This is a genomic window from Paenibacillus sp. 32352, from assembly GCF_002042965.1.
GTDB classification, from domain to species: Bacteria; Bacillota; Bacilli; order Paenibacillales; family NBRC-103111; genus Paenibacillus_S; species Paenibacillus_S vulneris.
Genome location: NZ_MZNT01000018.1, coordinates 132304 through 157189, shown reverse-complemented (window position 1 = coordinate 157189; position 24886 = coordinate 132304). Strand labels below are relative to the sequence as shown.

The window sequence follows — 24886 nt, the reverse complement described above, 5'->3', positions numbered from 1 at the left end:
ACATGAATAAAACCCGCAATGAAATCATTATTACGATCATCCTGAATATCGTACTGCCTTATGCGATTTATCAGCTGCTGATTCCTCATACGAGCAGCCTGGCGGCGCTGTCAGCCGCGGCTTTCGTTCCGCTGTGCGACTCGCTGTACAGCCTGATCAAGAACCGCAAGGCGGATATGTTTTCCGGCTTCATCTTTCTTGGCCTTATTCTTGGCATCATCGCAGTTCTTATGGGCGGCGACGAGCGGTTTATTCTGCTGCGGGAGTCTTATGTAACCGGGATCATGGGGCTGCTCTTTCTGGTATCGCTGCTATTGGCCCGGCCGCTCATTTATCATTTCGCCGAGCGGTTCACAGGACATGATCCCCAAATGAACGACAAATGGGAGCGGCTTCCGAACTATCGGCGCACGTTCCGCCTGCTAACGGCAGTTTGGGGCATCAGCCTGCTGCTGGAGGCGTGCGTCAAGGTTGTGCTTGTGTATGCGCTGCCGATTTCCACGTTTCTTGCCGTATCACCGATCGCCACGTACGGGATTCTCGGGCTGACGATCTGGTGGAATGTCGTGTACGTGAAGCGGATAAAAAGACGTGCAGCAGCCAATCCCCAAACCTAGGCCATCGGGCGGTTCATTTGTAGAGGGATCGAAGGTACAGGTATAATAAACCGAAGCAGGGCTGTCCAGAGTACAGTAAGAAACTAAAGAACGGTTGGAGGTAGAAAACCATGCAGGATAAATCAATGAACGCCAGCCTTAGAAAGCTGCTGGACATTGCCGAAGAGATGATCTTGGAGAAAGGCTGCCGGGCGACGACACTTCAAGAGATCGCCGATCGCGGCGGCTTGACCAAGGGGGCCATCTATCATTATGTCAAAAGCAAAGACGAATTGTTCGGCTTGATTCTCGAGGCGGGGATCGAGACAACGAATCAACGCTTTTACGAATCCGTCGCCCGGGTGCCGGAAGAGGAGAAGGAGCTGGAAGCGCCGCTGGATACGTTGACCGGACGGCTTGGCAATTTGAATCGTGCGGATAATGCTGCTAATTTGATCTTTATTTATTTGCTCAGCCAAAAGGATAAACCCGCCGTGGCAAGCATCTTGAGCCGTTATTACGAATCCGCAGTACAAGCCTCCAAGAAATGGATCGAATTCGGACAGCAGCATGGAGTCATCCCTTCCCATATCGACGCGGAGAAAACAGCTCGAATGTTCGCGCTATTCAAAAACGGATTGCAGGTGCAGCACATCCTGTCGCCCGATCGTAGCGAAATCAGCGATAAGGATATATACGAATTCATGTTACACGCGCTAGGAGGCGGCAAGACTCAAGAATCCGGCAATCCTGCCGGCAGGAAGTAAACATACGTTATGGCAAGTCCTCGTAAAAACGAGGGCTTCTTTTGGCATGGTTCCCTCTGGAAACATCGATAGATTTTTATACAAATCACGTCTTGAACCGGCACCATCAGACGAACGTATTTCGTTTTTAACGATTCATATTTAAACATTGTAGTTCCCTATGTCAGCTCATTTTTAAAATAATACAAGTGCTATTAAGCGCCTTAAAATTCGTATTTTAACCCACATTTCTTTATGATATGATACCAGAAACGAAAGGAGGAAATGATTTGGAAATTCAAACAACAGCCAGTTATCCCAACAGGAGAACAGGACTATGACGACTTCGGTGCTGACGCTGGCAATAGCGGCTGTTTTTATCGGAGCTTTGATGAGAGCGGTGTTCGGCTTTGGAGAAGCGATCGTGAGCATGCCTCTGCTTGCTCTGCTCCCGATTCCGCTGCAAACTTCCATATCGCTCATCGGGCTAGCCGGGCTAACCGTCGCCCTATTCACAGTATTCAGCGGTTGGCGGCATGTTGACCGCGCCGTGCTGATCCGGTTGGCGTTCACGGCCGTGATCGGAATCCCCGCAGGGCTGCTCCTGCTTCGAACGACTCCTTCAAGTATGATCACTTCCGGACTCGGGGTTTTTCTGATCGTCTATGGCGGGTACTGTCTGGTCAAAAAGAGTCTGTCCCGGGCCATGGAGCGTCCACTGCTGAATGAGCGCGGCTGGGTACTGCCGTTCGGCTTTGCCTCGGGCGTGCTTGGCAGCGCCTACAATTTCAATGGCGTGCCCGTCGTTGTCTACGGCACGCTTCGCCGCTGGAGCCCGGACCGTTTCCGTGGCACCCTGCAGGCGCATTTTCTTATTTCTGGCGTTCTTGTGGTGGCGGGTCATGCGCTAGGCGGGTTATGGACAACGGATGCGCTGGAGTTGTATGCCTGCTCTTTGCCTGCGATTCTCGGAGCAACCGCGCTCGGTCTCTATCTGAGCAAACGGATTCCCGCAGCCAAATTCGAAAGCAGCTTGTTTCTGCTCATCATGGTACTGGGAATTTTGCTGCTGTTTCCACGGTGAGGCACAGCAGAAACTAAAAACCAGCTAATGTTTATCAAGCATTAGCTGGTTCTTAGTGCTGCTTCCCTCCTTTTTCAAAGCATCATGGCTAAGGGGCAACCGTTCTCTTTTTATACACCCCATCATTTCTTCTAAACAATAAACTCCCCGATGATCTTGCTTGTATCGAAAGGCGTAATTCCCCGATCTACGGAAAATATCGTATCCGCCGCATCCGCATCGCGGACCAGCTGGCCTCTCGCCTCGGCGTGCAGCAGGAAGAGATCGTACAGAGTCGGCTTCTTTAGAGAAGTCATCGCTCGCCCCATCAGAACCATCCCGCGTTGATTGCCTTCAACATTGTTATGGTAGTTAGGATGTCTGGTAAGAGCCAAGTCCGTCCAAATGACCTTTCGCTCGACCAAGTCCATAATGACAGGGATTGCAATTTGGGTATCCGCTGTAATATCGATTTTGTCCACCACGGCCGAAGGCTCGAAAACCCCGCCCTTACCCGGATTGGCTCGGATCATCCACCCGGCAAAGCATTCCGGCAGATCGCAATAAGGCTGCTCCGTGAAGGAATTCAGCGAGGCCACAATATACCGCCCCCCGTAGCTTACAATGGAAGGAATATGGAGATCGATGAACTCGCAAGCCCCGTTAGGCGCCGAGGTAATATCCCCGCTATGGGCAGCCTTGTACTTGTCAGAGCGAAGATTCGTGTAGGAGATGTGCTCTACGTACTGCCAATTCTCATCGTACATAACCGCCGACAAATCAATATCTACTCGTCCCGTAGGTCTCCCGTCGATAACGCCTTCCTTCCACCAAGTGAAAAAACGGATCGTATTCCCCGGCGGCATCTCCAGCTGGCTCCCCCTTACTATCGTTCGCAGGGACTTGCTGGCCGATCTCTGGGAGAAGGGAACCTTGTAGGACTGCAAGCGTTCATCCATATAGATGCTGCCTAATGACGGCAATGCTGCAAAACGCCTGATCAATGTGCTCCGGCACAAATCCACGATGGCTTGACATACCTCGGGGGCCATCTGGACAAGCCGATTTTGAATCGCAACCGCTTTAGCTACATTCCCCTTTGGAAAAAAGGTACGAAGCCCTTGCAGATCATTTCTATGCTGAAAATGATTCTGTACTTGCAGCAGCACCGGAGTGGCTACTTGCTCAATCACTTCCCCGAACGCTTCAACAACAAGCAGAGCATCATCCGTTATGTCCGTTATTCTCAATACATGGTCCAGTTTTCGGGCAAACTCGCCAGGACGGGTTCTTAACAAATCGACCGCTGTCCACACATTGTTATAGAGAAGCGCCAGCTCAAGTCTTCCTCTAAAGGTCTCAAAAGGCTTGTTGTTCCGAAGAATATCAAACGCCTCTTTACAATGAAAGAATTGGTTTTTGTACTCCGAAGGATGCAAAATCTCCCCCAAACGAATCCAGCGATGCTTGAATCTAAGCATATCTTCCGTTATAGGATGGCATTGCTCCAACAGCCCCAAAAGCAATCGTCTTTCGGATCGTTTGAACTTCCGGAATTTCGTAGGGTTGGCCAGGCTGATATCCCCGTCTGATAGTGCAGCCGCCAGCCGAAGGACGTCCGTTGCGGTTTTAATGTATCGGCCGACAAGCTTAACGTTTGCTCTGCCGTGTTTGATCAGCGCTCCGACTACCAAGCCTACATTTTCTTTCAGAGGGATTTCCAATGGCAGAATGGTTTCCAAATCCTCATAATGCGCAATGACCCAATCGATATCTTCCTTATCCGTTGCCGAGATGGATACCTTCGCTTGAAGGAGCTGCCGAATCATTTGATCGAATTCCGCTTCGCTCCCCAGATCGATGACCTTCAAGTCCAATTGCTCGAGCATAGGAAACCGGTCGATAGCTTCATATTGCGGCAATTCAAGCGTGATGTAATGAAGGATGGCGTTGATATAAAGCTCTGCTTCACTTGCCAGCATGACTTGTTGAGGAAAGTTAGGATACATCGGCTTGTAATTCACATGAGCACCGATTAGGGTTTTCAAATCAGCAACCAGCTGATCGTACAGTTGCGTGAACGCTTCGACGGATAACGTCCGGACTGTATCCATGAGCCGCTTTGAGAAGGTAAAGCCAAGGTACTCGATATTTTTCATGGCCGTGGCCAAATATCTCTCGGGAAGCGGACTGGAGCCCGAACCCGGTTCTATAATCAGCTTGTTTTCTCTACGCAGATAAATCACATTTTTCATATAAAGACTCCAGGAAATGAATATCCCTAATCGTGGAATAGTGAGAAGGAAGGAATATAATAGCCTGGATGCCTCCTTTCCGATTATAAAATAAACCAGGAAATTCGCATCTCTATACTTTAACAGAGTTTTTTAGAAGGAAGAGATGCGATAGCCTGATTCGCCTTCAAGAAAGCTGCGCCCCTAGATCACCCAAGATAGTTGTAAAAGGAAGGAGCCCAATAGCCTGAAGGTAAGTGAAAGTCCGTGTTCCCGGCCTTTCGTGTATTTATCTTCCCATATCCTTCCTCTTGCGAACAGGGTGAAAGTATTACGACGAGATGAAAAAGTTACTCAACAACCTGCCCCTACAACCATTCCATTACGGAGAACCCCGAAATTTTTAAACGCAAGTGTCAAAAAAATAAGCCGACTTGGCAAATACCAAATCAGCTTTCTATCCTTGAATCTCCTCAATAGTAAACTTGCCGTCCCCGCTCTTCACCCGATACAGCGTATCGAATCCTTCGCTATACTCCGGAGGCTGAAGCTTTTTCATCACACTTCGAATGCCGACCTCAGGAACTTTTTCTTTGCCCATACGGGCTTCATTGCGTACTAGCGATGCTTCGAAATCGGGCTCGAAGTAATACCCGGCTACCCGAAACTTGTATTGTTTGGCAAGCGCTATGTATTTGCTCCTGTCCTCTCTCGTTGGGTTCGTATTATCTACGACAAAAGGCTGCTTCGCTTGGAGGGACGCCGCCAGATAGATGTCTTCCCTATGCCTGGTGCGGAGCATGTCCAAATTCAACCGCATATGGGTATTGAAAAACCGCTCCTTAAAAAAAGTCGATTTGCCCGAAGCCTGAATCCCGATAAAAATGATGCATTCCACGATTATTCTTCCTTATCCAAGTATACGTATTGGTTAATGTAGTTCCTGCTTTGCGAGAAAACAGGAGTGTCGTGATCGACATCCCATTTGCTTCTTCGGGCTTCTCCTTTGAAATAAACCTGCTTGGTTATGCAAACGCCCCGCTTCTGCCAGACAGGAAGGTCGTTCCAGTTGATGCCTTTTTCCAGAAATAATTTATCCTGCAGCTGCTTTCCGTCCAGTCCCTGAAGCTCTTCATGTGCAAAGTGAGCTTGTGCGACCATAGAGATGCTGTTCTTCGTCGCATCCTGCTGCCGCCATAGAAAATAATTGGTCACCTCGTCGTGCGGCAATACCCACGCCCTGCTGTCAAATGTAGCTAACTCCTTATTGGGAGCGTGCTTTCTGAATACCTCATTGAACTTGGCCGTAGCCATCGACGCGGAAACGGATACCATCTTCTGAATGTTATTTTCAAACCACGATTGCGTGGTCAATTTATCGTAATTGGTGAGCAGAATCGAGATCTCGTCGCTTTGATGATACACCAGTTTGCAGCCCATAATGTTGCTTGCAAGATACTTACAGGTTTCCCATAAGGCGCCGGTTAGCTGCTCATCAAAAGGCTTCTTCATCCCCCTCGTAAACGTATGAAAGTGGCAGCCGTCAATTCTCAGGATCACAGGCATACGCTGCGGCAATGAATGACGGAAGGCATTCTCGTACCCTTTCATCCGATTTCCGAAATCGTCTTTACTCATGGTTACCCATCCTTTCTATTTTCAGACGAAAAACAATCTGTACCATTATTGTCCCAACTTGGGTTCAGGATATAGCTTCCTTATACCCATCATAAAATTTGTTATATCCCATCGCATACCCTTGAGGGATTCATAACTCCATCAGCTTCATAGACTTCATTCCTTAAATGATAAATTGATCCAGATTCTATTTCACGAATGCATCTGCAATAACCACTTTTTCTGTTGTGAACTGTTCCCTTTTGCTGTCCGCGCTTCCAAAGATGTGAATATCCAGATAATCGACATCTGCAATAGCTGCTATTTCGATTTGTTTTAATTTATCGGATTCACTTACTGTAAATTTCTTCAATTCCACCTTGTTTTTCTGGTCCGAAACAACAATGGTAGCTGGACTTCCTATAACGCCTACCCGGAACGAAAGCTTTTGATATTTTTCATGGAATCGAAAGTTTATTGTACTTGGTAGAATGTCATGCGGCTTTAGCGAATAAAAGCCATCATTTATGGTTTCGCCATGAATAGAAAGAATATCCGCATCCCTGGAAGCAACAACGGAGGAACCACCACTTGCCCTTAAACCTTCTAGTTTCGTCCCCTTTCCTTCCTGTTCACCTAACATGATTGTACTTGTGGCTTCATCATAGTTTACTGCTATACCTAGTACCTGGCTTATTGAACGTACAGGTAAATAGGAATTCCCATTATAGACTATAGGACTCAACTTCGTCCCTTCGCTATCAGTGGGGACATACGAATTTCCGTTAAGCTTTATGTTGAGAGAAGTGTTAATGTATGCGCTGATTTCTTTTAAGTTGGTTTCAGCTGTAGCTCCTGTGAAAGCCCCAATAGTAAAAACAGTACTAAGCACAAGCGATGATGCTAAGATAGTTCTTTTATTCATTGAAGATTCTCCTATTATAAGTTAGATATTTCCGGACTTTGTTATATCCTACCTTATCCAACCGTATTTTGAATAGAATGATTTGGAAAACCTTGGACCATTTTTGTGAACAAATCGGGAGCAGTTCGGCCACCAATTCCGTTCATTCCTCAAAATAACTTCTGTTGCTATGAAAATATCACAAAATTAACGCACACTCAGCGCATAGTAAAAAAGCCACCCTGGTTCTATAAGAAACCAGGATGGACATGTTCATGCTTTTGTTTGGGTTCGTAATTTAAACTCATCAGAACCTAATTTACATCGGCAATAGGTCTGATAGCATATAGAGCATTTTTACCGTTTCTGCTCTCGTAGCGCTTTGATCAGGACGGAATGAACCATCTTGATAGCCGCTAACCAGTTTATGGCCTGCTATCGCGGTTACCGCAGATTGAGCCCATGACGGAATGCTGGCCTGATCGGAAAACACAACCTTATCCGTGTTCGTAGTGGTCAGATGCCGCTCCAGTACTCTATTAAAGATCACTGCCATCTCCGCACGCGTTATCGGTTGATTCGATTTGAACCAAAGCTTGCCCTTCTCTTCATATCCGCTAATAATTCCTGCTTGCACTGCCGAGGCAACCGCTCCTCGAGCCCAATTCGGAATCGATTCATTATCGGCAAACGCAGTAGATGCCGCAGTAGATGGTAATCCCATCAATTCTGCAATCATTTTCACAAATTCTGCCCGGGTGACATTTTGATCCGGCCGAAATGTATGATCTTCAAATCCGCGAATGACTTTCATGCCGACTAAGCGGTCCGCATAGCCCCCCACCCAATGTCCGTTTAAATCTTGAAATTGGACGGACTCGGATGCAAATACGGCAAATTTGCCGAAATGGGTCACTTCCACGGTAATAGTACCGTTGTCTTTCCAATTACCGCCAAGGTAGACCCACCGTGCTTGGGATTCGTTGTAGTAATATACCGCCGGCTTCAAACCCGCTGCTGCTTGTTGAGCTTGATAGGCAAAGCCTAACGTAACAGGTAATTTGAACGTTTTCCCGGTACTGCTGCTGAACTCCACCGTTGGACTATACCGCTCCATGCCCGCAGCTTGATCTGCCGGCAGCTTGGCCGCTTTGATTTTCCCGTCTGCAGGCAGCGCAGCCGGAGGTATTTGTACATAAGCGATGCCTTTAAGGTCTACAATCCCACCTTCAGCGGCAATGATGTCTTTCTCTACGCTGTCCGGATCTTGTAAAGGTAAAGATGAATGATGACGTCTCGTAGTGGATGAACCGCCGCCTTGTTGATCTGCCGCTGCTACCGTGACGTTGACCTTTTCACTATAAACGCTGTTGGTTACCGTGATGACCGCTTGTCCGGACTGCTTGGCTTCGATCAAACCGTTCGATTGGACGGTCGCTATGTTCGCATCGCTGCTGCTGTACGTTGTTCCAGTGCTTGCCGCCGTGACGTCTTTGGTGGTTTGATCCGATAAGCTCGCCGTCACTTGAAGCTGCTTGCTGACATTGCTCCCCAGCTTCAGTTCTACCACCTTAGGTGTGACGGCTATTCCCGTCATCGTAATATTCGGTGCCGGGGTATCGGCTTTGACTATTGTAACATTCACTTTGTCGGTGTAGACGCTGTTGGTTACCGTGATGACCGCCTGACCGGACTGCTTGGCTTCGACTAATCCGTTCGATTGAACGGTCGCTACATTGGTATCGCTGCTGCTGTACGTCGTGCCAGTGCTTGCCGCCGTGACGTCTTTGGTGGTTTGATCCGATAAGCTCGCCGTCACTTGAAGCTGCCTGCTGACATTGCTCCCCAGCTTCAGTTCTACCACCTTGGGTGAGACGGCTATTCCCGTCATCGTAATATTCGGTGTCGGGGTGTCGGCTTTGGTTACTGTAACATTCACTTTGTCGGTGTAGACGCTGTTGGTTACCGTGATGACCGCCTGACCGGACTGCTTAGCCTCGATCAAACCGTTCGATTGGACGGTCGCTACATTGGTGTCGCTGCTGCTGTACGTCGTACCTGTGTCTGCCGCGGTAACATCTCTGGCCGTTTGATCTGATAAGCTGGCTGTTACTTGAAGCTGCTGGCTGACATTGCTTCCCAGCTTCAGTTCGACCACTTTGGGAGAAGCGGTAATTCCTGTTACTGTAGCAGGAGGGGGAGCATCGGCTTTGGCTACCTTTACGTTCACCGCATGGGTATAACCGCTGCTGGTAACGGTAATCACCGCTTGTCCTGCCTGCTTGGCTTCAATGAGTCCGTCTGCGCTGACGATGGCCACATTCGTATCGCTACTGCTATACGTCGTGCCTGCGCTTGAGGCTGTTATGTCCTTAACCGATTGATCTGAAAAATTCGCCGTTACCTGAAGCTGCTTGTTCACCCTTTCTCCCAGCTTCAGATCTACAGTATTCGGAGAAATCGTAATTCCCGTCATAGTCGGCGCTTCGGTAAAGCTAATTTTTACGACAGCTGCTTCCCAGTCGTACCACATAGGATAGACGCTGAACGAGTATTCCCCAATAGCCGGATTGGTCAGCCCCGCACTGCCGGCGATGGTGATGGTAACCGGATCCATCAAGTGCAGATTCATGGGGACCCCAACACTAAGCTTACGCAGAAATCGATCATACGAAACACTGTCTGCCTGCACGCCATTAACGCTAACATCCCTTGCTTGTATTCCTTCCGGAACGGTCATTCCCCGAGGAATCACGATTTGAAATGCGTCTCCCTCCTCCAACGGCTCGTTCGTCTCGAAAGCAAACGAATAGGACACATTGGGAGTGTCTGCCACTGTCGAGCTGACATTCAGCTTCAGATTTTGAATTTGCAGAGGTGTAACAAGCAGCGTTACGCTTGCAGGGATACGCTGCTGCGAAGTGGTTACTTGAAATTCATATTCCCCGTAGCTTTGGGCAATGACGTTTGGAAGGTTGAAGACGAGATGATAATCAGGATCGCAATAATATTCTGCAGGAAGTACGAATTGAAGCTTGTTGTCTGCTAACCGAGTTACTGAGCTCGGAGAGGCTTCGTTTTGCTCTTGGTATGGGGCTGACCATTCCAATTTAATATCTCCGGCGGCTATACTAGGATCACTCAATATAGTACCGGGAGCGCTGGACACAGTAACGGTGTCCCCTGCCTTCAGTATAGTAGGCGCAGCAAACATAAAGCGCAATTGATTACCATTACTGCTTACATAGCCCCCGTTATGAGATGGATTATCTGCCAAAGACCCCCCTGATGAGGGCATGATTCCGATCTTCCGGGACGCAGGCTTTGGATCGACACTGGTCTTGATGTCGTAATTGTAATAGCCCGGTACGGACGGATTCGTCACTTGAGCGGCGGAATCCATGTCAATCTGAACGGTTGAGAAGCTTGGCAATGCAATCGAGGTCTGGACCGTCAATTCATTGCCGGACCAAACGGCCGAAGAAGCAGCCATTCCATTGATTTTTATTTTGGAGGCATCCGCCACGGCAGGTCTCGTACTTTCTTGAGGAAACACTATCGTGATGCTTGAGCTTGGATCAATGGGCTGCATCACAGTAAACTTGAAGTGATACCCCGTAACGGCTGCTGCCGCGTACGAATCGGCATCCGGGTAATAATCCGCAACATTATTAGTGAACAGATTGTGTGTCGTTGGTAAAGGGGTCGCGTTTTTGTCCGTGCTGATCGCATACTCCTGCGGCCCCGGTCTCATGTAATGATAATCGGGGGTGATCAAAAAATTCATCAATCGAATATCCACACTATCACCGCTTACGATGCCGCCGGACATTTTGAATTGCAAGGCTGGCTTCCCATTCTCGGAGTATTGGGTAGCTGCTGTATCCACGATGCTCCTGGATATTCCATTAACCATAACAGCCATGTTGGCTGTCGGAATCGCCTGATTGGCTGTCCATATAAATAAGCTAGGGTTCCCTTCAAAATTATACTGATAAGGCAGCTCAACTTGTATGATATCACCCGCCTGCACAGGATCAGCAGCAGTGAACTTAAAATGATAGACCGGCGTTTCTTTTGAATAGCCCCCTTGGTTATCCATGTAGCCACTAAAATAAGCGGGGGTATCCGTAGTCACCGTAAAGCTGCTGAAAGAGCTGCCGGCAGCACTTGAATCGGCTTGAACCGGAAGCACCCCACCAAGCGCTATCAACCCGGCAATAAGAATATAAGTGATAATCATTCGCCAGTGTTTGAAGCTGTTTTTGGACCATGCCGATTGCAAAACAGTATCCTCCCTACTTCATAATTTCTATCCTTCGTACCGATGTCTATAAGGCTCCCATAAATTAGTTCCTCCTGCCTATATGAATATGCTTCAAACCGTTTTCTCTGTTTGAAGTACGCTACGATTGTATCTATTTCGACAAAAAACCGCATATACCAAATGGTATAGACCCAAAGAAAAAACCATTTTTTCCGCATAAAAGAACCCCACAAAGCGGGGCCTTGGCTTCGAAGCTGATTCAGGTACTTTACGGGGAGTCCCAAAATTTATAAATTCTGCAAAAAAAGGATGCTTCGCGCATCCTTTTTGCTAATTCAGTATGTTTTTCTTTTTGGCTTCGGCGATAGCTTTCGTTCTCCGGTTCACATTCAGTTTGCTGAAGATGTTGTGGATATGAACCTTAACCGTTCCTGCCGTTACTCCCAGCTGATAAGCGATTTCCTTATTCGTCATTCCGGAGGCCATCAGATTCAGTACTTCAAGCTCGCGGTCGGTCAAGGCGTCAACAATGCCCTCCTCCTGCTTAATCTCTGTTGTCGCGGGAGGAGAATCCGAATGATCTCCGAATGAACCGGACAGCTTCCAGACAAATAAAGCTTGGGAGGCCAGTATACGAACAGTGTCGATCCTATCATCCGAGAAAGAATGGCATCGTCTGCTATCTTCCAAATAAAGCATGCCTGAAAATCGATCTTGCAAATAAAGCGGTAAGCAGCAAACCGTCCGGCTTTGCTTTCGGATAATATAGGGATCTGTTTGAAAAAGATCATCCTGGGAAGCATTTTCGGATTGTACCCAATGCCCTAGACGGGATGCGTACTGAATCATAGTGACCGGAACTTCCTCGCTATCCTCTAAAGCGATAGATACATCCGCTGCCTCCCCCTTACCTCGCATAACGGCTTCCAATCGCAACTCGCCGTTTCTTAGTACAAGCAGGCATCCTTTTTCCGCATCCGAGGTCTCCATAATAATTTCAAGCAGATGCTTCTGAAGCTCCTTCAGATCTAGCCCCTGTGACATAGATAAGGACGCTTTTACAATCGCACCAAAATCGATCTCTTTTGCAGCAGTCTCTTTCCTTACATTCACATCCTCTGGTGTACCATGAATGTCTATATCCTTTTGCTGGGATTGCCCCAAGCCAACGTCTGAAATGTCGAAGGATGCTAGTGGTTGGTTGTTGGAAGGCTCCTGCAGCCATTGCGGGTATTGTGCTCTTAATCGATATCGTTTGGCCTCAGCACCCCATACACCGTACAGCTCATACGCCTCCTGCATGTAGCCCTGGGCAATTCTTTCCCTGCCTTTATGCAAATGATATTTCGCGGCCAGCTCGCAGCCAATCGCTTGGTATTGCACGTAATTCCTCTCACGGGCAAACAGTATGGAACGGTCATATAAATCGGTCATTTCCTGCTCATTCCCTTTTAAACGGGCTATTTCCCCTTCAATCAGCAGCAGCTTATGTCTGAAGTTCTCCGGCGATATCCTATCCCATGCCTTGAACTGCTTATATCTTCGCTTTAACGTTTTGGAATATGCGCTTCGTTCACTTGCCGGCAATTCCTCCCACGCGGCTGCTATGGATAATGCCTCATAGAAGTGATGCTCCGATAAGTGAGGTGCATGGGCTGACAAATGCTCATAGGGATTGGCTTGCTCCGATAAGCGGACCGCTTCCCGGTAATATCCAAACAAATAGTACATTTGTGCCTTGTACGTACATACTTGATACAGCGTGACAGCTTTTCCCTCATCCTTCATGACTTCTTCCAAAAATTCCGTTTCGCTGCCCCTGCCGTCCGTAATAGATAAAATTTCTCCCTGAGAGAACCTCCAGCTGTTGGCCAATTCCATGTAAATCAGAGCGTTCTTGTATACCAAATCCTCTTTGGTTTGCTCGATCACCTGCAAATTTCTGCGATTGACATCGTACATGCGATCCATGGAATCTCGAACGTAAGACAAATTGATGAGGCTGCCGATCGCGTAGCTTGCATATACATAATCCCCTGCCTCCAGGCCTAATCGGGCCGCCTGCTCCAGCTTAACCTCATCATCCCGGTCAAACCGCACCCAGGGAGAAATGACACCGTAAAACATGACATGTACTTTGGTTTTAATGGAGGCCACACCAGAACGATCGGCCAAGTCAATCGCTATTTGCCCCAAACGGTAGCCCATCTGGTATTGGCCAAGTGCCGTACCTAACAGCATGCCATAAGCCGCATATAAGCTGGGAGCTACAGTAGAAGATCCATATTCGTAAACGAGGCGAATGAATTTGGAAGCAATAATAGCAAATACGGCGCGGTTGAAGAAGAACGTCGGCGCTACAAGAGCTACTAACAGCTCCATCACCCCTTTGGCTTGCGGGTCGGTAACCTCTGGTAAAGAAGGCAGCTCCTCCATCCTCTTTTGCAGTAACCGTTTGGTCAAAAAAACCTCCTTTAGAATGACCAACTTATGCGGCTCTTGCGCTATTCGAATCCCAACCTCCCGCAGCGATCGAAGTCCTAAATCGATGGCTTGCGAATAGTTTCCAGTGTTGCTGTACCGATCAATTTGTAATTTATAAACCTGCACCCGATCTGACCAACGGGTCGTCCGGTTCAAAAGCGCCTTCAGCACAGCATCAGCCTGTTCATATTGAGCGCATAGGTAAGCGCACTCGGCATACTTTAGATGGAGCTGAAACATGAATTCAAATCGATCGTTCCAGAAGGTATCCGGGACACATTCCATCCCTGTTTGAAAATAACGCAGCGCTGTCGAATAGGCGGAGGACTGCAATGCTTTCCTGCCCGCCTCCTCGTTCAACCCGGCAGCCATTATACGGTCATCGGGGGATAACAAATCCAATGCATGGTTAAAATGGTTCACAATATCGAACAAATATGGCTCTTTATCGGCATATTCCTTCAGCAAATAAAATCCTGCCCGATGATGTGCTTCCATTAAATGTTGATGATCTAGCATGGAATAGGCCGCTTGCTGGATTTTATCATGTATAAATTGATATCCCCTAGCCTCTTCCGTTTCCTCAACCGCAGCCAAGAGGCCCACTTCAACAGCAGGGGACAATAGCTCATAAACTTCATTTTCCTTATAACCGCTTACAGCACTAAGCAGCGCAGCATGAAACCTATTCCCCAGACAAGCGCTGATGACAAGCAACTGCCTGGAGCGCATCGGCAGCTTGTTGATACGTTCCTCCAAATATTCGATTTGCCCATCCATTTCCTGAAAATGATTCATGGCCTCCAACTGCCATTCCCACCTATTATCTTGGACATTAAATCGGATATACTGCTCGTCCTGCGCCAATTTGAACAGCTGCTTCATGTAGAACGGATTGCCTGCTGATTTGGCAAACAGCAAATGGGCCAATGGCAAGCATTCAGCAGGAGTGCAGCCAAGCGAAGCCGCCACTATGCTTTGAATATGCCCGAATTCGAGAGGCTTAAGAGAGATTCTGCGCACCGAATATCCGGTATGCTCCTCCAATAGCCATTGTTCGATCCTCCCTATGCTTTCCTGCTCCCGATATGCCGCGATAACAAGCAAATTGTGACTTTCCGGAGAGACAATCAAGGAGTGCAGCAGCCGAAGAGAAGCCTCATCCGCCCATTGTACATCATCAAAAAATAAGACGAGAGGATGATCCATCTGGGCAAACACTTGAACAAATCGGCAAAAAACCGATTCAAAGCGGTTCTGGGATTCTATAGCAGGCAGCTCCTCTAGCGGAAGCTCAGGCTGTAGAAGCAGCCCTGCCTCTGGAATCACTTCCGTAATGACCGCACCGTTCGATCCAACCACTTCTCGTATGCGTTGAATCCATGCTTGGAGTACGGAATCCGGCTCCGTGAGCACCTGTCTAATGACGGTTTGAAAGCATTTGATGAAGGGCTCGTAAGGGGTTCCGGTACTATATTGATCAAATTTGCCTGACGCAAACTTGCAAACTCCGATAACGCCGGACTTAAAGCTCTTTTGCACGAGGGAGGTTTTCCCCACGCCGGGCTGCCCCGAAATAATCACCACTTCGGTTGAGCCCAGAGAAGCCCAGTGAAATGCATGTTGCAGGACAGCCAATTCCTCATCTCTTCCATAGATTTCATCCGGGATCTGGAAGGTTTTGTGAAGCTCTTGCATTGTCTAACACTACCCCTTTATAAGCAGCATACGTCCATATTGCATGTAACTACAATAATTCGACAATGTGCGCTGTTCCCCTTTTTGCTTCAAGCTCGTTTCTTCTCTAATTGCTTTGATACAAAAAAATGCATAATACTCGCACAGTCACTGGCGAATATCGATGCATTGGGATAGTTTTTAAGGAAATGCATTGGAAAAGACTTTACTTGTATGCTACAAACCAACATTCATAGCCAATCTGGTAGAAGCAGGTAATGAGAATCGAACCCGCGCCGCTAGCTTGAAGCTAACTCAAGGTAAAAAATTCTGTATTTCGTTGAGCAATTACAAATGGATCCATTCATCCGCTAAATCCCCTAATAACATTTCATGACTGACGGGAACAAGTATGATAGCATTATGATTCCTGAGTATTTTAAGATATTTCCTGTTTTTTTCCCCAATGATGTATTCCATCAATTGTGGTGCTAGACTCAATATTGGACACGGAGAACCGAGAGTGTGAAAATAAAAGCATTCATAATCGAGGTGTCCGACATGACGAAAAAATACGACAAAGAATTCAAACTTCAAACCGTTCGACTCGTTCAAAAAGAAGGGAAGTCGGTGGCGCAGGTAGCCCGTGAGATGGATCTGCATGAGAATACGATCTATCGCTGGATCGCCGAGTTTAAACAGGATGGCAGCGGGGCGTTTCCCGGTAGTGGGCAACTAAAACCGGAAGACAAGGCCATACGTGATCTTCAGAAACGGATTCGTGATCTGGAAGAGGAGAACAGGCTAGTTATTCTTCAATGAAAGGAGATAGCGGTTCTACTATCTGGGCTGGATATACAATCATGGGTATTCATACTGGGTCAGGTGGAATTTATACGCAAGTCCAAAATGTAATTAGTGCTCTAGGGGTTTATACGGTTACTACAAGCCCATAGTTTTTTTCAAGTAAGATAGCTATATTAATAGCTATCTTACTCTTTAATTACCATATTGGAAGGAGATGATGAAGTGAACTATAAGTGTTTTATTATTGTAATTTTAATCCTTAGTTTCACTACAACAGGTTGTGGAAAGAATGAAAGAGCTGTAATGACAGGACTTATTGTAAAATTAGGAGAAAACTCTGTTTTAGTTGTCGAACAGAAAGAAAACAAACCAAGAGCGATTTATGTATCCATCACTAATGCAAAAATCATTGATGAAAAGAAAAATTTCCTTAATAAAGATCAATTAAAGCTTGGAATGAATGTTGAAGTATGGGTTACTGGTGAAATTGCAGAATCATATCCTGAACAAGCAATGGGTACAAAATTAGTTATTAAAACGCTGGAAAACAAAAGTGGAAGCTCAATAAGTCAAGAGGTAGCAATAGGAAAAGCGTTAGGATACTCTAAAGATGAAATTAATAACCCATATATAAGGAAAGCTGAATTTCACGTCGCAATTAAGCAATGGCATGTTGAGATTGGTAACTTTTTAGATGAAGCAAAGATAATCGTAAAAAAAATCAACTCAGACACTGGTGAGGTTATCGCTAGATGAAAAAGGAAGGGAGTTTCTCTCTTCATTAAAATAAATAAAAAATGATTTATTGTTTACATGATTTTTTTGTACAGTGGATATATTAATGGAATTTATTAATAGTTCATAGTCATTGTTTGGTCAGTAGCAAGTTAGAAAAAAAGGTTATTTATGTGGGTTGGTATTAAAACAATTATAGGTCGCACAAAGAATATTGATATAGAATTTAGTGATGTGGAAAACGGTTCTTTTGAAGAATTCTTGGATTTTGCACATAATTCGGATATTAAATATATTTTTTATTTAGAAGACAAATTCTCACAAAGCCTTATTGATGAAAAACTAATTACAGAAGAAATGATAAGCCGAAATTATGTTCCAGATAAATTAATGAATGTTATTGAAAAGGAAGTTGAAGAGTACAATGATGATTTAATATTCAAGTCCAAATAGTTGAAGATCCTGATGAAGAATTAAAAGAAATTATTGAAGATCATAGGGATGCAATTAATAAGATAAACCACGAAAAGAGAGAAAAAGAATTAGAAGCACAAAACAAACTCCTAAAGGAACTTGAAGATGAATTGATTAATAATGATCAATTTCATTTATGTACTAATAAACAACTTAGAAGAGATTTTGTTTATGCATATGTTAAAGAAAATACTAATGAACAACATGGAAGAACACAGTTTCTTTTTAATGATGCTGTTGAAGTTGCGGAAAAAGTTTGGAGGGCTATAAAATTAAAAAGAAAAGGTATTAATTAGTTGAAATTTGTGATAAAAGGCATGTTCCATTCTATTTTTTCAGATCTATTACTGATATCAATTTTATTCTTATTTATACCTAAAGAACTATATGAAAAAGGATAAACAGTGACTTTGTGCTTACTATGTGATATTATTCTAAATTGATAGAGGAATTATTATACATCTATGAGAAGGAAATAATAGCATGGCAAAGAAAGTGTCCCAGTCTGCTTACTCCATAAAACGGCATTCTATCTTCAAAATAGAGGATTTGATAAAAGAGGATCATGCCTCCAACTAAAAGAAGAATGATGAAAATCATCTCCAACATACTATCACGGCGTACCTTGACGGCAACGTAAAGTAAAATGAATACTATCGCAACTAAAAGCAGTATAACCACGTCTTGGCCCCCTTTCAGACCGGACCTGTTTATTTTTCCATTTTGTACCCGACTCCCCAAACGGTTTTAATATATCGCGGCTCTCTTGGGGTATCCTCTATTTTTTCGCGAATATTCCGAATGTGAACCATCACCGTATTTTCTGAATATCCGGAAGGCTCCTTCCATGAGCTTTCGTAAATTTTATCCGCGCTAAATACTTGCCCTGGATGGCTTGCGAGTAATTCTAATATGGTAAACTCTAACGGCGTCAGCGAAATTTCTTTTCCTTTCAATGTTACGGAATGTTTGGCCTTGTCGATCACGAGGTCTCGGATGCGGATTAGGGAATCGTTTGTTCCTTTCTCCGCAAACGTCTGCCTTCTTAGCTAGGCTTTGACCCGGGCCAGTAATTCTAATGGATTAAAAGGCTTCGTAACGTAATCGTCGGCACCGGTCGTAAGACCAGTAATTTTATCAATATCCTCTTCCTTTGCTGAGAGCATGATAATAGGAAGCGTTGAAGTTTCCCTAATTTTGATACAAGCTTTAATCCCGTCCATTCGGGGCATCATTACATCTAAGATAACCAGATGGATGAGGTTTGACTTTAATAGATCCAGTGCTTCCAGACCGTCTGCAGCTTCTAGAACACGATATCCTTCATTTCGTAAATATACGTGAATAACATCCCGAATTTCGGGGTCGTCATCGACAATAAGTACTGTAATCATCCTGCTTTGCCCCTATTCCTATTTTTAAGAAACGAATACGAAGATGATCAAGTCAGCATTAAATCTCCTCCTTTTTACGGCATATATAAACAAAGGCTGGAGGAAAGTTAAGGGGCACAAAATCGATTTTTTCAATGATGAATTTCTCGGATAAATGTTTCTTCATCTGTAAAGAGTATTGAAAGGCGATAAAGTAGCCTCCCGGTTTTAATGCTTCGGTAATTTGATGAAGTAACGTTTCTCTGAGATCGCACTTAAAATTAAAAAAGGGTAGCCCGCTAATCACGCAATCCAATTGATGAATACCATGTTGACTCATTATTTTATTTAAATGGCAGGCGTTTGAATAACATGAAAAATGGGGATAGTTTGTTTGCAAGTCTCTCTTCATCCTATCGTCCATTTCAAACAATAACACCTTAGCAGCATCATTAACCCTTGGTTTGATAAATCGTGTGATGGCTCCTGTACCGGAGCCTAGCTCAGCTATTGCGGATACACGATCCCACGGCACAGATTGAACCATTTTTCCCGCTAAAAATCGAGAACTGGGAATAACACTCCCCACTCGTTTTGGATTTTGGATAAACCGCAGCAAGAACGTTAGATTCTGATTCGAATTCAAATGATTCCCTCCTGTTTCTTTATTTACTTCATTTGTTGAAAAGCTCATGCAAGAAAGATCGGTTTGAAGCTTTTAACCTTAATAGCTTGGTTATGATTAAGGCGCCGACAGCTATCATCAAACCAACCGCAGCCGATTTAAGATCAAATAAAGCCAGCAAATTCAATATGTGGCTTCCAAAGAACTTGCCGAAAGCGAAAAATACCGCGGTCCAAGCCAAAGCGCTTGGATAGGATATCAAAGCAAACTTTTTGTACGAGACACCGCTAAAACCAGCAAATATAGGCAGAATATACCGTACGATAGGAATGAATAAACCCAGACACATTGCAATATCTCCATGTTGTTTAAAAAGGGTTTCTGCTTTCTGGAAATGTCTGCTGTTTTGGAGCTTGCTTTTACATTTTTCCCCAAAGATTCTGCCCGCAAAATAAGCAAATGTAATGGCTGTAAATAAGCCTGCGAAGATAGCCATATATACAATCCACGGGTTTAAAGCCCCATTGTTACTCAAAATGCCGCCTGTTAGTATGGTTATTTCATTAGGAACAGGGATCCCGAATGGACCTAGGCAGAAGGCTAGGAAAAAAATCAGATATCCATAGTGTCCGACTAACTGTATGATGATATCGCTAATCACTCTCTAACCTCCTCGTTGATGTCGATAAGAGTATGTTAATGTAAAAATCTTAGGAGCTTATGGGGATATTTCTAAAGAAATTCTGAAGGAAGCAAAAGCAGCCTTTGGTCACGCAGAATACAGGAAAGGCCTGATTAGCTCATAGCTTAGCTAATCAGGCCTGGGGGTTTGGTTCACACTCCCGTTTTGAGGATCTCAACCCTAGAGGTGAGCATTCGCCCCATGATTGGCCCCATAAACCGAAAGTCGTCATCTGTGTACCGAAAAATATGCAAAGAAAAAAACCTTACGGCACAAGAGTTTAAACCATTAATCTGTCCCCAAATTGTCCCCATAAAAAAAGCCCCGGATCATTCTCCGGGGCTTTCCACTTTCATTATATCCATAAACGGTACCTTCGTTGTTTCCCCATGCCGCTGAATGTGAACCTTACCTGTACATGAGTCCACTTTCAGTGATCATGCCTTGCACGTGTTCATTTTTATTTATTTTCCACAATTTGGTTTTATTTAGCACTTGATTTGCCCTTCCATAAAATGACTTCCCCGCATTTATTGAAATAAGACAAGGGGGTGAAAATGATGCCAATAACTACACCATATATCAATTCTAGACGTTTTAATTCAACTGCAGGACTCGGAACAGGAACAGGCGCGACTTTTGCTATCGCTGCTACTGCTTTTACAACAGACGCTGGTGTTGCAGCAACTGCTTTTCCTGGATTATATTCTTACTATAATCTATACATCAATGGTATGATCCAAACAGCCGATACTTCCACTGTAACAACCACCGCTATCACCATCCCTGGAGGGGACGTTCTGGATCCCGGAAATCCAATTACTGTAGAGTTTGTTGTAACTTAATCTCTTTCAATCAGCCTTTTCAGTCAATTGACAGAAAGGGCTGATTCCTTTAATAAGTGAGTATGGCGGAATGCTTGAACAAGTTCACCATCTAATGTCAAAGGATTGCCCCTTTTGAATACTGCATCTTTATGAGCCTCAATTGTGATTCAAAAGATTCTTAAAGTAGCTATTAAATTCATTATCATTAATCGGTAAAATCTAACATCTAATGATTTTTGAGTATACGGTTAGTATATAATCATTTTCCAATTCTTCTTCATTTAAGATCGATTCGTCCATTTCAATAATAGTAATACCATCAAAATATGCTTTTTCTTTGTATTGAAACAGTACGTCCTGCATATCACTTACCTTGTTCAAGATACATCCAAAGGGTAATTCAAAACCTTCATAGAAGGAAACAACTGACAGCTTAATAGCGGGCATCTGGTAATCTCCCCAAATGTAAAAAATGAATGATCTATCTCTATAATGTTTTTTCAAATATGTAGACCAAGACGCTTCAATAAAAATAAATACCTTTTCCATCTCCCCAATAGAAATACTGCTTTTCTTAATTAATTTATTCAACTTTTGAATGGTGTAAAGATTATAACTAGCTTCAGCATTGTACTGACTTTTGTCATTAGAGAACAGCAGATTTGGTTGTTCTGCTATATCAATAATTTCGTTGTATGCTTTAACTGCCTTATTTCTTAGAAAATCAATCATCTTTGGGTTCACTCTTTCATAACGTCCTATCAAGTTCTATTACCTAGCTAAGTTCTTTTTGTTTGATTTCAAGAACATCTAGAAGCGAAGTCAGTTGCTCATTTATATCACAAGATTCTTGATATGCGTTCTTTAACGATTTAGGAAGCCTACTTGCTAATCTCTGATTTCCACTACGATAGTAAACTTAATAAGCATAAATAAAAACACACCTCCCAAGTGATTTTGTGTGTCACAAGGTTAGTGTGTTGGTCGTTGAAATGCGGTTTTCACTTGACCACTAAACAAAATGCGTGAAAAATCCTTATTAAGCGGGTGATGGGAATCGAACCCACGCCACCAGCTTGGGAAGCTGGAGTTCTGCCATTGAACTACACCCGCGCGGGATGAAATAACTCTTCTATATTATATACAGTTATTGGCATCCTGTCTAGATAACGTTTACAACTACCCGCGTTTAGCCAAGCCGTATGCTGCCAGCGTCGCAAGTTTCCCTTACACGCAGGCACCTACTACATTCCTGCTCATTTGCATAACCGCTCCAACACAACGGCAACCCCATCGTTATCATTGGTTTCCGTAACCTCATAGGCCATGTCCTTTAACTCCTTGATGGCGTTTCCCATGGCAATGGCATAGCCGCAGCGCTGGAATAAGCCTGCATCATTAAAGTCATCTCCAAATACCATGACTTCCTCCATTGGAACACCCAAGCGTTCGCATATCCGCGAGACCGCGTTTTCCTTGGAGGCTTCTTTCGATGAGATTTGAATCAATGTCCCGGAATCGGTGACCACCAGATTCACCTTATGTCCGAAACGATCTATTAATGGCTGCACATCGTCATAGTGGCTTATCAAAATTTTGGAAGGCGACAATAGCTGCATTTCCTCTAACGATACAACGCGCGGCTTATGGTTAATATGCATCATTTCCATATAGTCCAGCTCCCTGCTGCTAAACCAGCTGTCCTCCGCCTCAACCGAAAGATAAGGATCGCTCTCATGCGAAAAAATATAATCCATCAATTCTTTACTAATCGCCGGGTTTATCGGATAATGCTCTCTTAGGTTCAAGGCCTCGTTAATGATAAGCGCCCCGTTATAATAAATAATAACTCCGATATTCCGTATGGGTTCCGGAAGCAAATCTTGAACGGACCTCGGAGGACGTGCGGTTGCGATGAGGATCGGTATGCCCTGCTCGTGGCAGGCTAGAACTGCTTTCAGATTACGCTCGCTCACCTGTTTGCGGGAATCCAGATAGGTCCCGTCCAAATCCAAAACGACCGCGGAAACCTTCATCCGCTTATCTCCCCCCATCACTGCGTTCCCTTCGGGATCGCCTGAACATATTTTTCTATCGTCCCGTCAAAAGGGAACTGCCCATTCGCTACGCGCTGCTGAAGGCTCTCTAATTCCTGCTTCGCTCTCTCAACCAGCTCGGGAGGATAGGAAAGCTCCACCGCATTACTCGCAAACTCATCTTCATCGATGACCTTCCAAACGTTGTTCCTTCGGACATAATCCAGGTCCAGATCGACATAAGTTACCGTATTCCCGTCCCATGTGGCGGGTTGGTTGATGTTACAATAATACTGCGTGATAGATCCGTCCACTACATCGGCACTCACGGTAAACCAGGAGGCAAAGGAGAAATATTCAATCGTCCAATGCTGACAAATAAAGATTTTGCCTCTGGTGTAATGATGCAGTTCACGGCCCGGCTCGCTCAGTACGAAGATATGCTTGTCCGTCTTTTCGAGCGGCCTTGTTTTCCATTCATAATGGAGACGGTTCCCGTATTTCCTCGACTGAATCGTAATGTACTCCTTGTCCAAACGGCTCCACTCCCTTATCTAGTTACAAAAACCGTCCTGCAGTTCAATATAAAGATGATTATACCAAAAAATACCTCCTCCCCATAGGGATAGAAGGTATTTTCATAAGTTGGCATCAGATCGAATCAGTCCAAGGTCCCGATATGATTGAATGGAAAATAACGGAACATTACTTTGCCTATCAGCTTATCCTTATCTACAAAAGGGGTCGTAGCCCATAAATGGGAATCGAGACTCTCGTTGCGGTTATCTCCGAGGAAAAAGTATTTATTCTCGGGCACCGTAATCGGTCCGTAGGTGTAATTCATTTTCTCCTTCAAATAAGGCTCATCTACTTTTTGCCCGTTGCGAATCAAGGCTCCGTCCTTAATCTCTATCGTATCGCCTGGAAGACCTATTAGCCTTTTTACAAAGCGTTGATCAGCTTGATCAGGCAGCGGGGGATAGAACACGACGATATCGCCGAATTGAAAGTCAGTCAGCTTGACCATTTTTTCCACCAGTATTTTATCGTCCAGCTGAATGGTAGGCAGCATCGAGCCGGTCGGTACCTTCATCCCTTGCGCAACATACGTATTAAAGGTAAAGCTGACAATCACAGCGATTGCCAACGTTGGAACCCATTCCTTGATCCATCGTTTCACCCGTTGCATTATTTCAGCTCCTTTTGCCGTTTCATTTGTCCATTCTACAACATATTGGCAAAAGAAAGATTAATTTAACATAAATTTTTGTGTGATTATGGGGTAGCGGATGTTTTATTCTTTAACGTTATATATTCCTTTGTTCTTTGTTCTCCAACCTTCCACTCCACCTGAGCCTGATCTGTTCCTGTCCATGTTGTGACTTCCCCTTTTTTATCCAGCGTAATCGGCTGTCCCGGTTTTGCCAAGGAAGGCTCCGTTATAGCGTTCACTAGAGAGGTACCGTCTGCATGAATGACAGCTAGAGCAGCATCACTTATCTCTTCATCAATTTTATATTCGACCGTAACGCTTTCTTCTAGCTTGGAGCCTTTGGCCGTATAATTAACCTTCACCCTCCAATGCTCCGATTCTCCTTGCAGTGTCGCCGGCTTCGTTCCAGGATCGTTCGGATTTGCGGTGTTTTTGTTGCACGCCGTTAAAGCCGTTACCGCTATTAATAAGGATAGTGTTGATAGTGCGAATCTTTTGCGAGTCATACGGATTGTCCTCCTAACTT

Annotated in this window: 21 protein-coding genes, 1 tRNA gene and 2 pseudogenes; 8 read left to right on the top strand and 16 right to left on the bottom strand. The window is 44.9% G+C overall.

Features of this window, described 5'->3' with window-relative positions; all coding sequences use genetic code 11:
* Positions 1–2 precede the first annotated feature (2 nt).
* The 3 genes from B1728_RS31875 (at position 3) to B1728_RS31865 (ending at position 2426) form a co-directional block, all read left to right on the top strand.
* Positions 3–617, top strand: coding sequence for a VC0807 family protein (locus tag B1728_RS31875; RefSeq protein ID WP_079914459.1), 615 nt, complete (start codon positions 3–5; stop codon positions 615–617).
* Positions 618–727: 110 nt separating this feature from the next.
* A complete protein-coding gene (locus tag B1728_RS31870) occupies positions 728–1363 on the top strand; it encodes a TetR/AcrR family transcriptional regulator (RefSeq protein ID WP_079914458.1) in 636 nt (211 codons plus the stop codon).
* A gap of 316 nt (positions 1364–1679) precedes the next feature.
* A complete protein-coding gene (locus B1728_RS31865) occupies positions 1680–2426 on the top strand; it encodes a sulfite exporter TauE/SafE family protein (RefSeq protein WP_079914457.1) in 747 nt (248 codons plus the stop codon).
* A gap of 131 nt (positions 2427–2557) precedes the next feature.
* Here B1728_RS31865 and B1728_RS31860 read toward each other — a convergent pair whose 3' ends face one another.
* From B1728_RS31860 to B1728_RS31835, 6 genes are all read right to left on the bottom strand, one after another.
* Positions 2558–4660, bottom strand: a complete 2103-nt coding sequence (locus B1728_RS31860; RefSeq protein ID WP_079914456.1) for a TerD family protein — start codon at positions 4658–4660, stop codon at positions 2558–2560.
* Positions 4661–5096: 436 nt separating this feature from the next.
* A complete protein-coding gene (locus B1728_RS31855) occupies positions 5097–5537 on the bottom strand; it encodes an ATP-binding protein (protein WP_079914455.1) in 441 nt (146 codons plus the stop codon).
* A 2-nt stretch (positions 5538–5539) separates the two neighbouring features.
* Positions 5540–6277 carry a tRNA(His) guanylyltransferase Thg1 family protein gene (locus B1728_RS31850; RefSeq protein ID WP_079914454.1) on the bottom strand — a complete coding sequence of 246 codons (738 nt, stop codon included), beginning with the start codon at positions 6275–6277 and terminating at the stop codon, positions 5540–5542.
* Positions 6278–6464: 187 nt separating this feature from the next.
* On the bottom strand, positions 6465–7181 hold the full coding sequence (locus B1728_RS31845; protein WP_079914453.1) for a stalk domain-containing protein: 717 nt from the start codon (positions 7179–7181) through the stop codon (positions 6465–6467).
* 298 nt (positions 7182–7479) lie between these two features.
* Positions 7480–11445, bottom strand: coding sequence for an S-layer homology domain-containing protein (locus B1728_RS31840; protein WP_079914452.1), 3966 nt, complete (start codon positions 11443–11445; stop codon positions 7480–7482).
* A gap of 312 nt (positions 11446–11757) precedes the next feature.
* Positions 11758–15609, bottom strand: coding sequence for a helix-turn-helix transcriptional regulator (locus tag B1728_RS31835; RefSeq protein WP_079914451.1), 3852 nt, complete (start codon positions 15607–15609; stop codon positions 11758–11760).
* 540 nt (positions 15610–16149) lie between these two features.
* Here B1728_RS31835 and B1728_RS31830 point away from each other — a divergent pair.
* The 4 genes and pseudogenes from B1728_RS31830 to B1728_RS35965 all read left to right on the top strand — a co-directional run.
* Positions 16150–16398, top strand: a pseudogene (locus B1728_RS31830) (transposase); the annotation flags it as partial.
* Positions 16399–16617: 219 nt separating this feature from the next.
* Positions 16618–17151 carry a DUF3221 domain-containing protein gene (locus B1728_RS31825; protein WP_179136282.1) on the top strand — a complete coding sequence of 178 codons (534 nt, stop codon included), beginning with the start codon at positions 16618–16620 and terminating at the stop codon, positions 17149–17151.
* A gap of 150 nt (positions 17152–17301) precedes the next feature.
* Positions 17302–17583, top strand: coding sequence for a hypothetical protein (locus tag B1728_RS31820; RefSeq protein WP_079914448.1), 282 nt, complete (start codon positions 17302–17304; stop codon positions 17581–17583).
* Between the two features lie 131 nt (positions 17584–17714).
* Positions 17715–17900 (top strand): hypothetical protein, encoded by a 186-nt coding sequence (locus B1728_RS35965; RefSeq protein WP_144028080.1) that lies wholly within the window; start codon positions 17715–17717, stop codon positions 17898–17900.
* 166 nt (positions 17901–18066) lie between these two features.
* On the opposite strand, the gene B1728_RS31815 is transcribed toward B1728_RS35965, so the two are convergent.
* The 4 genes and pseudogenes from B1728_RS31815 to B1728_RS31800 form a co-directional block, all read right to left on the bottom strand.
* Complete coding sequence (locus B1728_RS31815) at positions 18067–18285, bottom strand: hypothetical protein (protein ID WP_079914447.1); 219 nt, start codon at positions 18283–18285, stop codon at positions 18067–18069.
* A gap of 29 nt (positions 18286–18314) precedes the next feature.
* Positions 18315–18998: pseudogene (locus B1728_RS31810) on the bottom strand (response regulator).
* Between the two features lie 58 nt (positions 18999–19056).
* Positions 19057–19623, bottom strand: a complete 567-nt coding sequence (locus B1728_RS31805) for a class I SAM-dependent methyltransferase (RefSeq protein WP_144028079.1) — start codon at positions 19621–19623, stop codon at positions 19057–19059.
* Positions 19624–19651: 28 nt separating this feature from the next.
* Positions 19652–20263 (bottom strand): DedA family protein, encoded by a 612-nt coding sequence (locus B1728_RS31800; protein ID WP_079914445.1) that lies wholly within the window; start codon positions 20261–20263, stop codon positions 19652–19654.
* A gap of 581 nt (positions 20264–20844) precedes the next feature.
* Here B1728_RS31800 and B1728_RS31795 point away from each other — a divergent pair.
* Positions 20845–21129, top strand: a complete 285-nt coding sequence (locus B1728_RS31795) for a DUF4183 domain-containing protein (RefSeq protein WP_079914444.1) — start codon at positions 20845–20847, stop codon at positions 21127–21129.
* Between the two features lie 201 nt (positions 21130–21330).
* Here B1728_RS31795 and B1728_RS31790 read toward each other — a convergent pair whose 3' ends face one another.
* The 6 genes from B1728_RS31790 to B1728_RS31765 form a co-directional block, all read right to left on the bottom strand.
* Positions 21331–21843 carry a hypothetical protein gene (locus tag B1728_RS31790; protein ID WP_079914443.1) on the bottom strand — a complete coding sequence of 171 codons (513 nt, stop codon included), beginning with the start codon at positions 21841–21843 and terminating at the stop codon, positions 21331–21333.
* Positions 21844–22153: 310 nt separating this feature from the next.
* A tRNA-Gly gene (locus B1728_RS31785) sits at positions 22154–22224 on the bottom strand.
* 143 nt (positions 22225–22367) lie between these two features.
* The gene (locus tag B1728_RS31780) at positions 22368–23147 is read right to left on the bottom strand and encodes a Cof-type HAD-IIB family hydrolase (protein ID WP_079914485.1); all 780 of its coding nucleotides are present in this window, start codon (positions 23145–23147) and stop codon (positions 22368–22370) included.
* A gap of 17 nt (positions 23148–23164) precedes the next feature.
* A complete protein-coding gene (locus B1728_RS31775; RefSeq protein ID WP_079914442.1) occupies positions 23165–23683 on the bottom strand; it encodes a DUF402 domain-containing protein in 519 nt (172 codons plus the stop codon).
* 125 nt (positions 23684–23808) lie between these two features.
* On the bottom strand, positions 23809–24336 hold the full coding sequence (gene lepB / locus B1728_RS31770; RefSeq protein WP_079914441.1) for a signal peptidase I: 528 nt from the start codon (positions 24334–24336) through the stop codon (positions 23809–23811).
* An 86-nt stretch (positions 24337–24422) separates the two neighbouring features.
* Positions 24423–24866, bottom strand: a complete 444-nt coding sequence (locus tag B1728_RS31765; RefSeq protein WP_079914440.1) for a hypothetical protein — start codon at positions 24864–24866, stop codon at positions 24423–24425.
* Between the last annotated feature and the right edge of the window lie 20 nt (positions 24867–24886).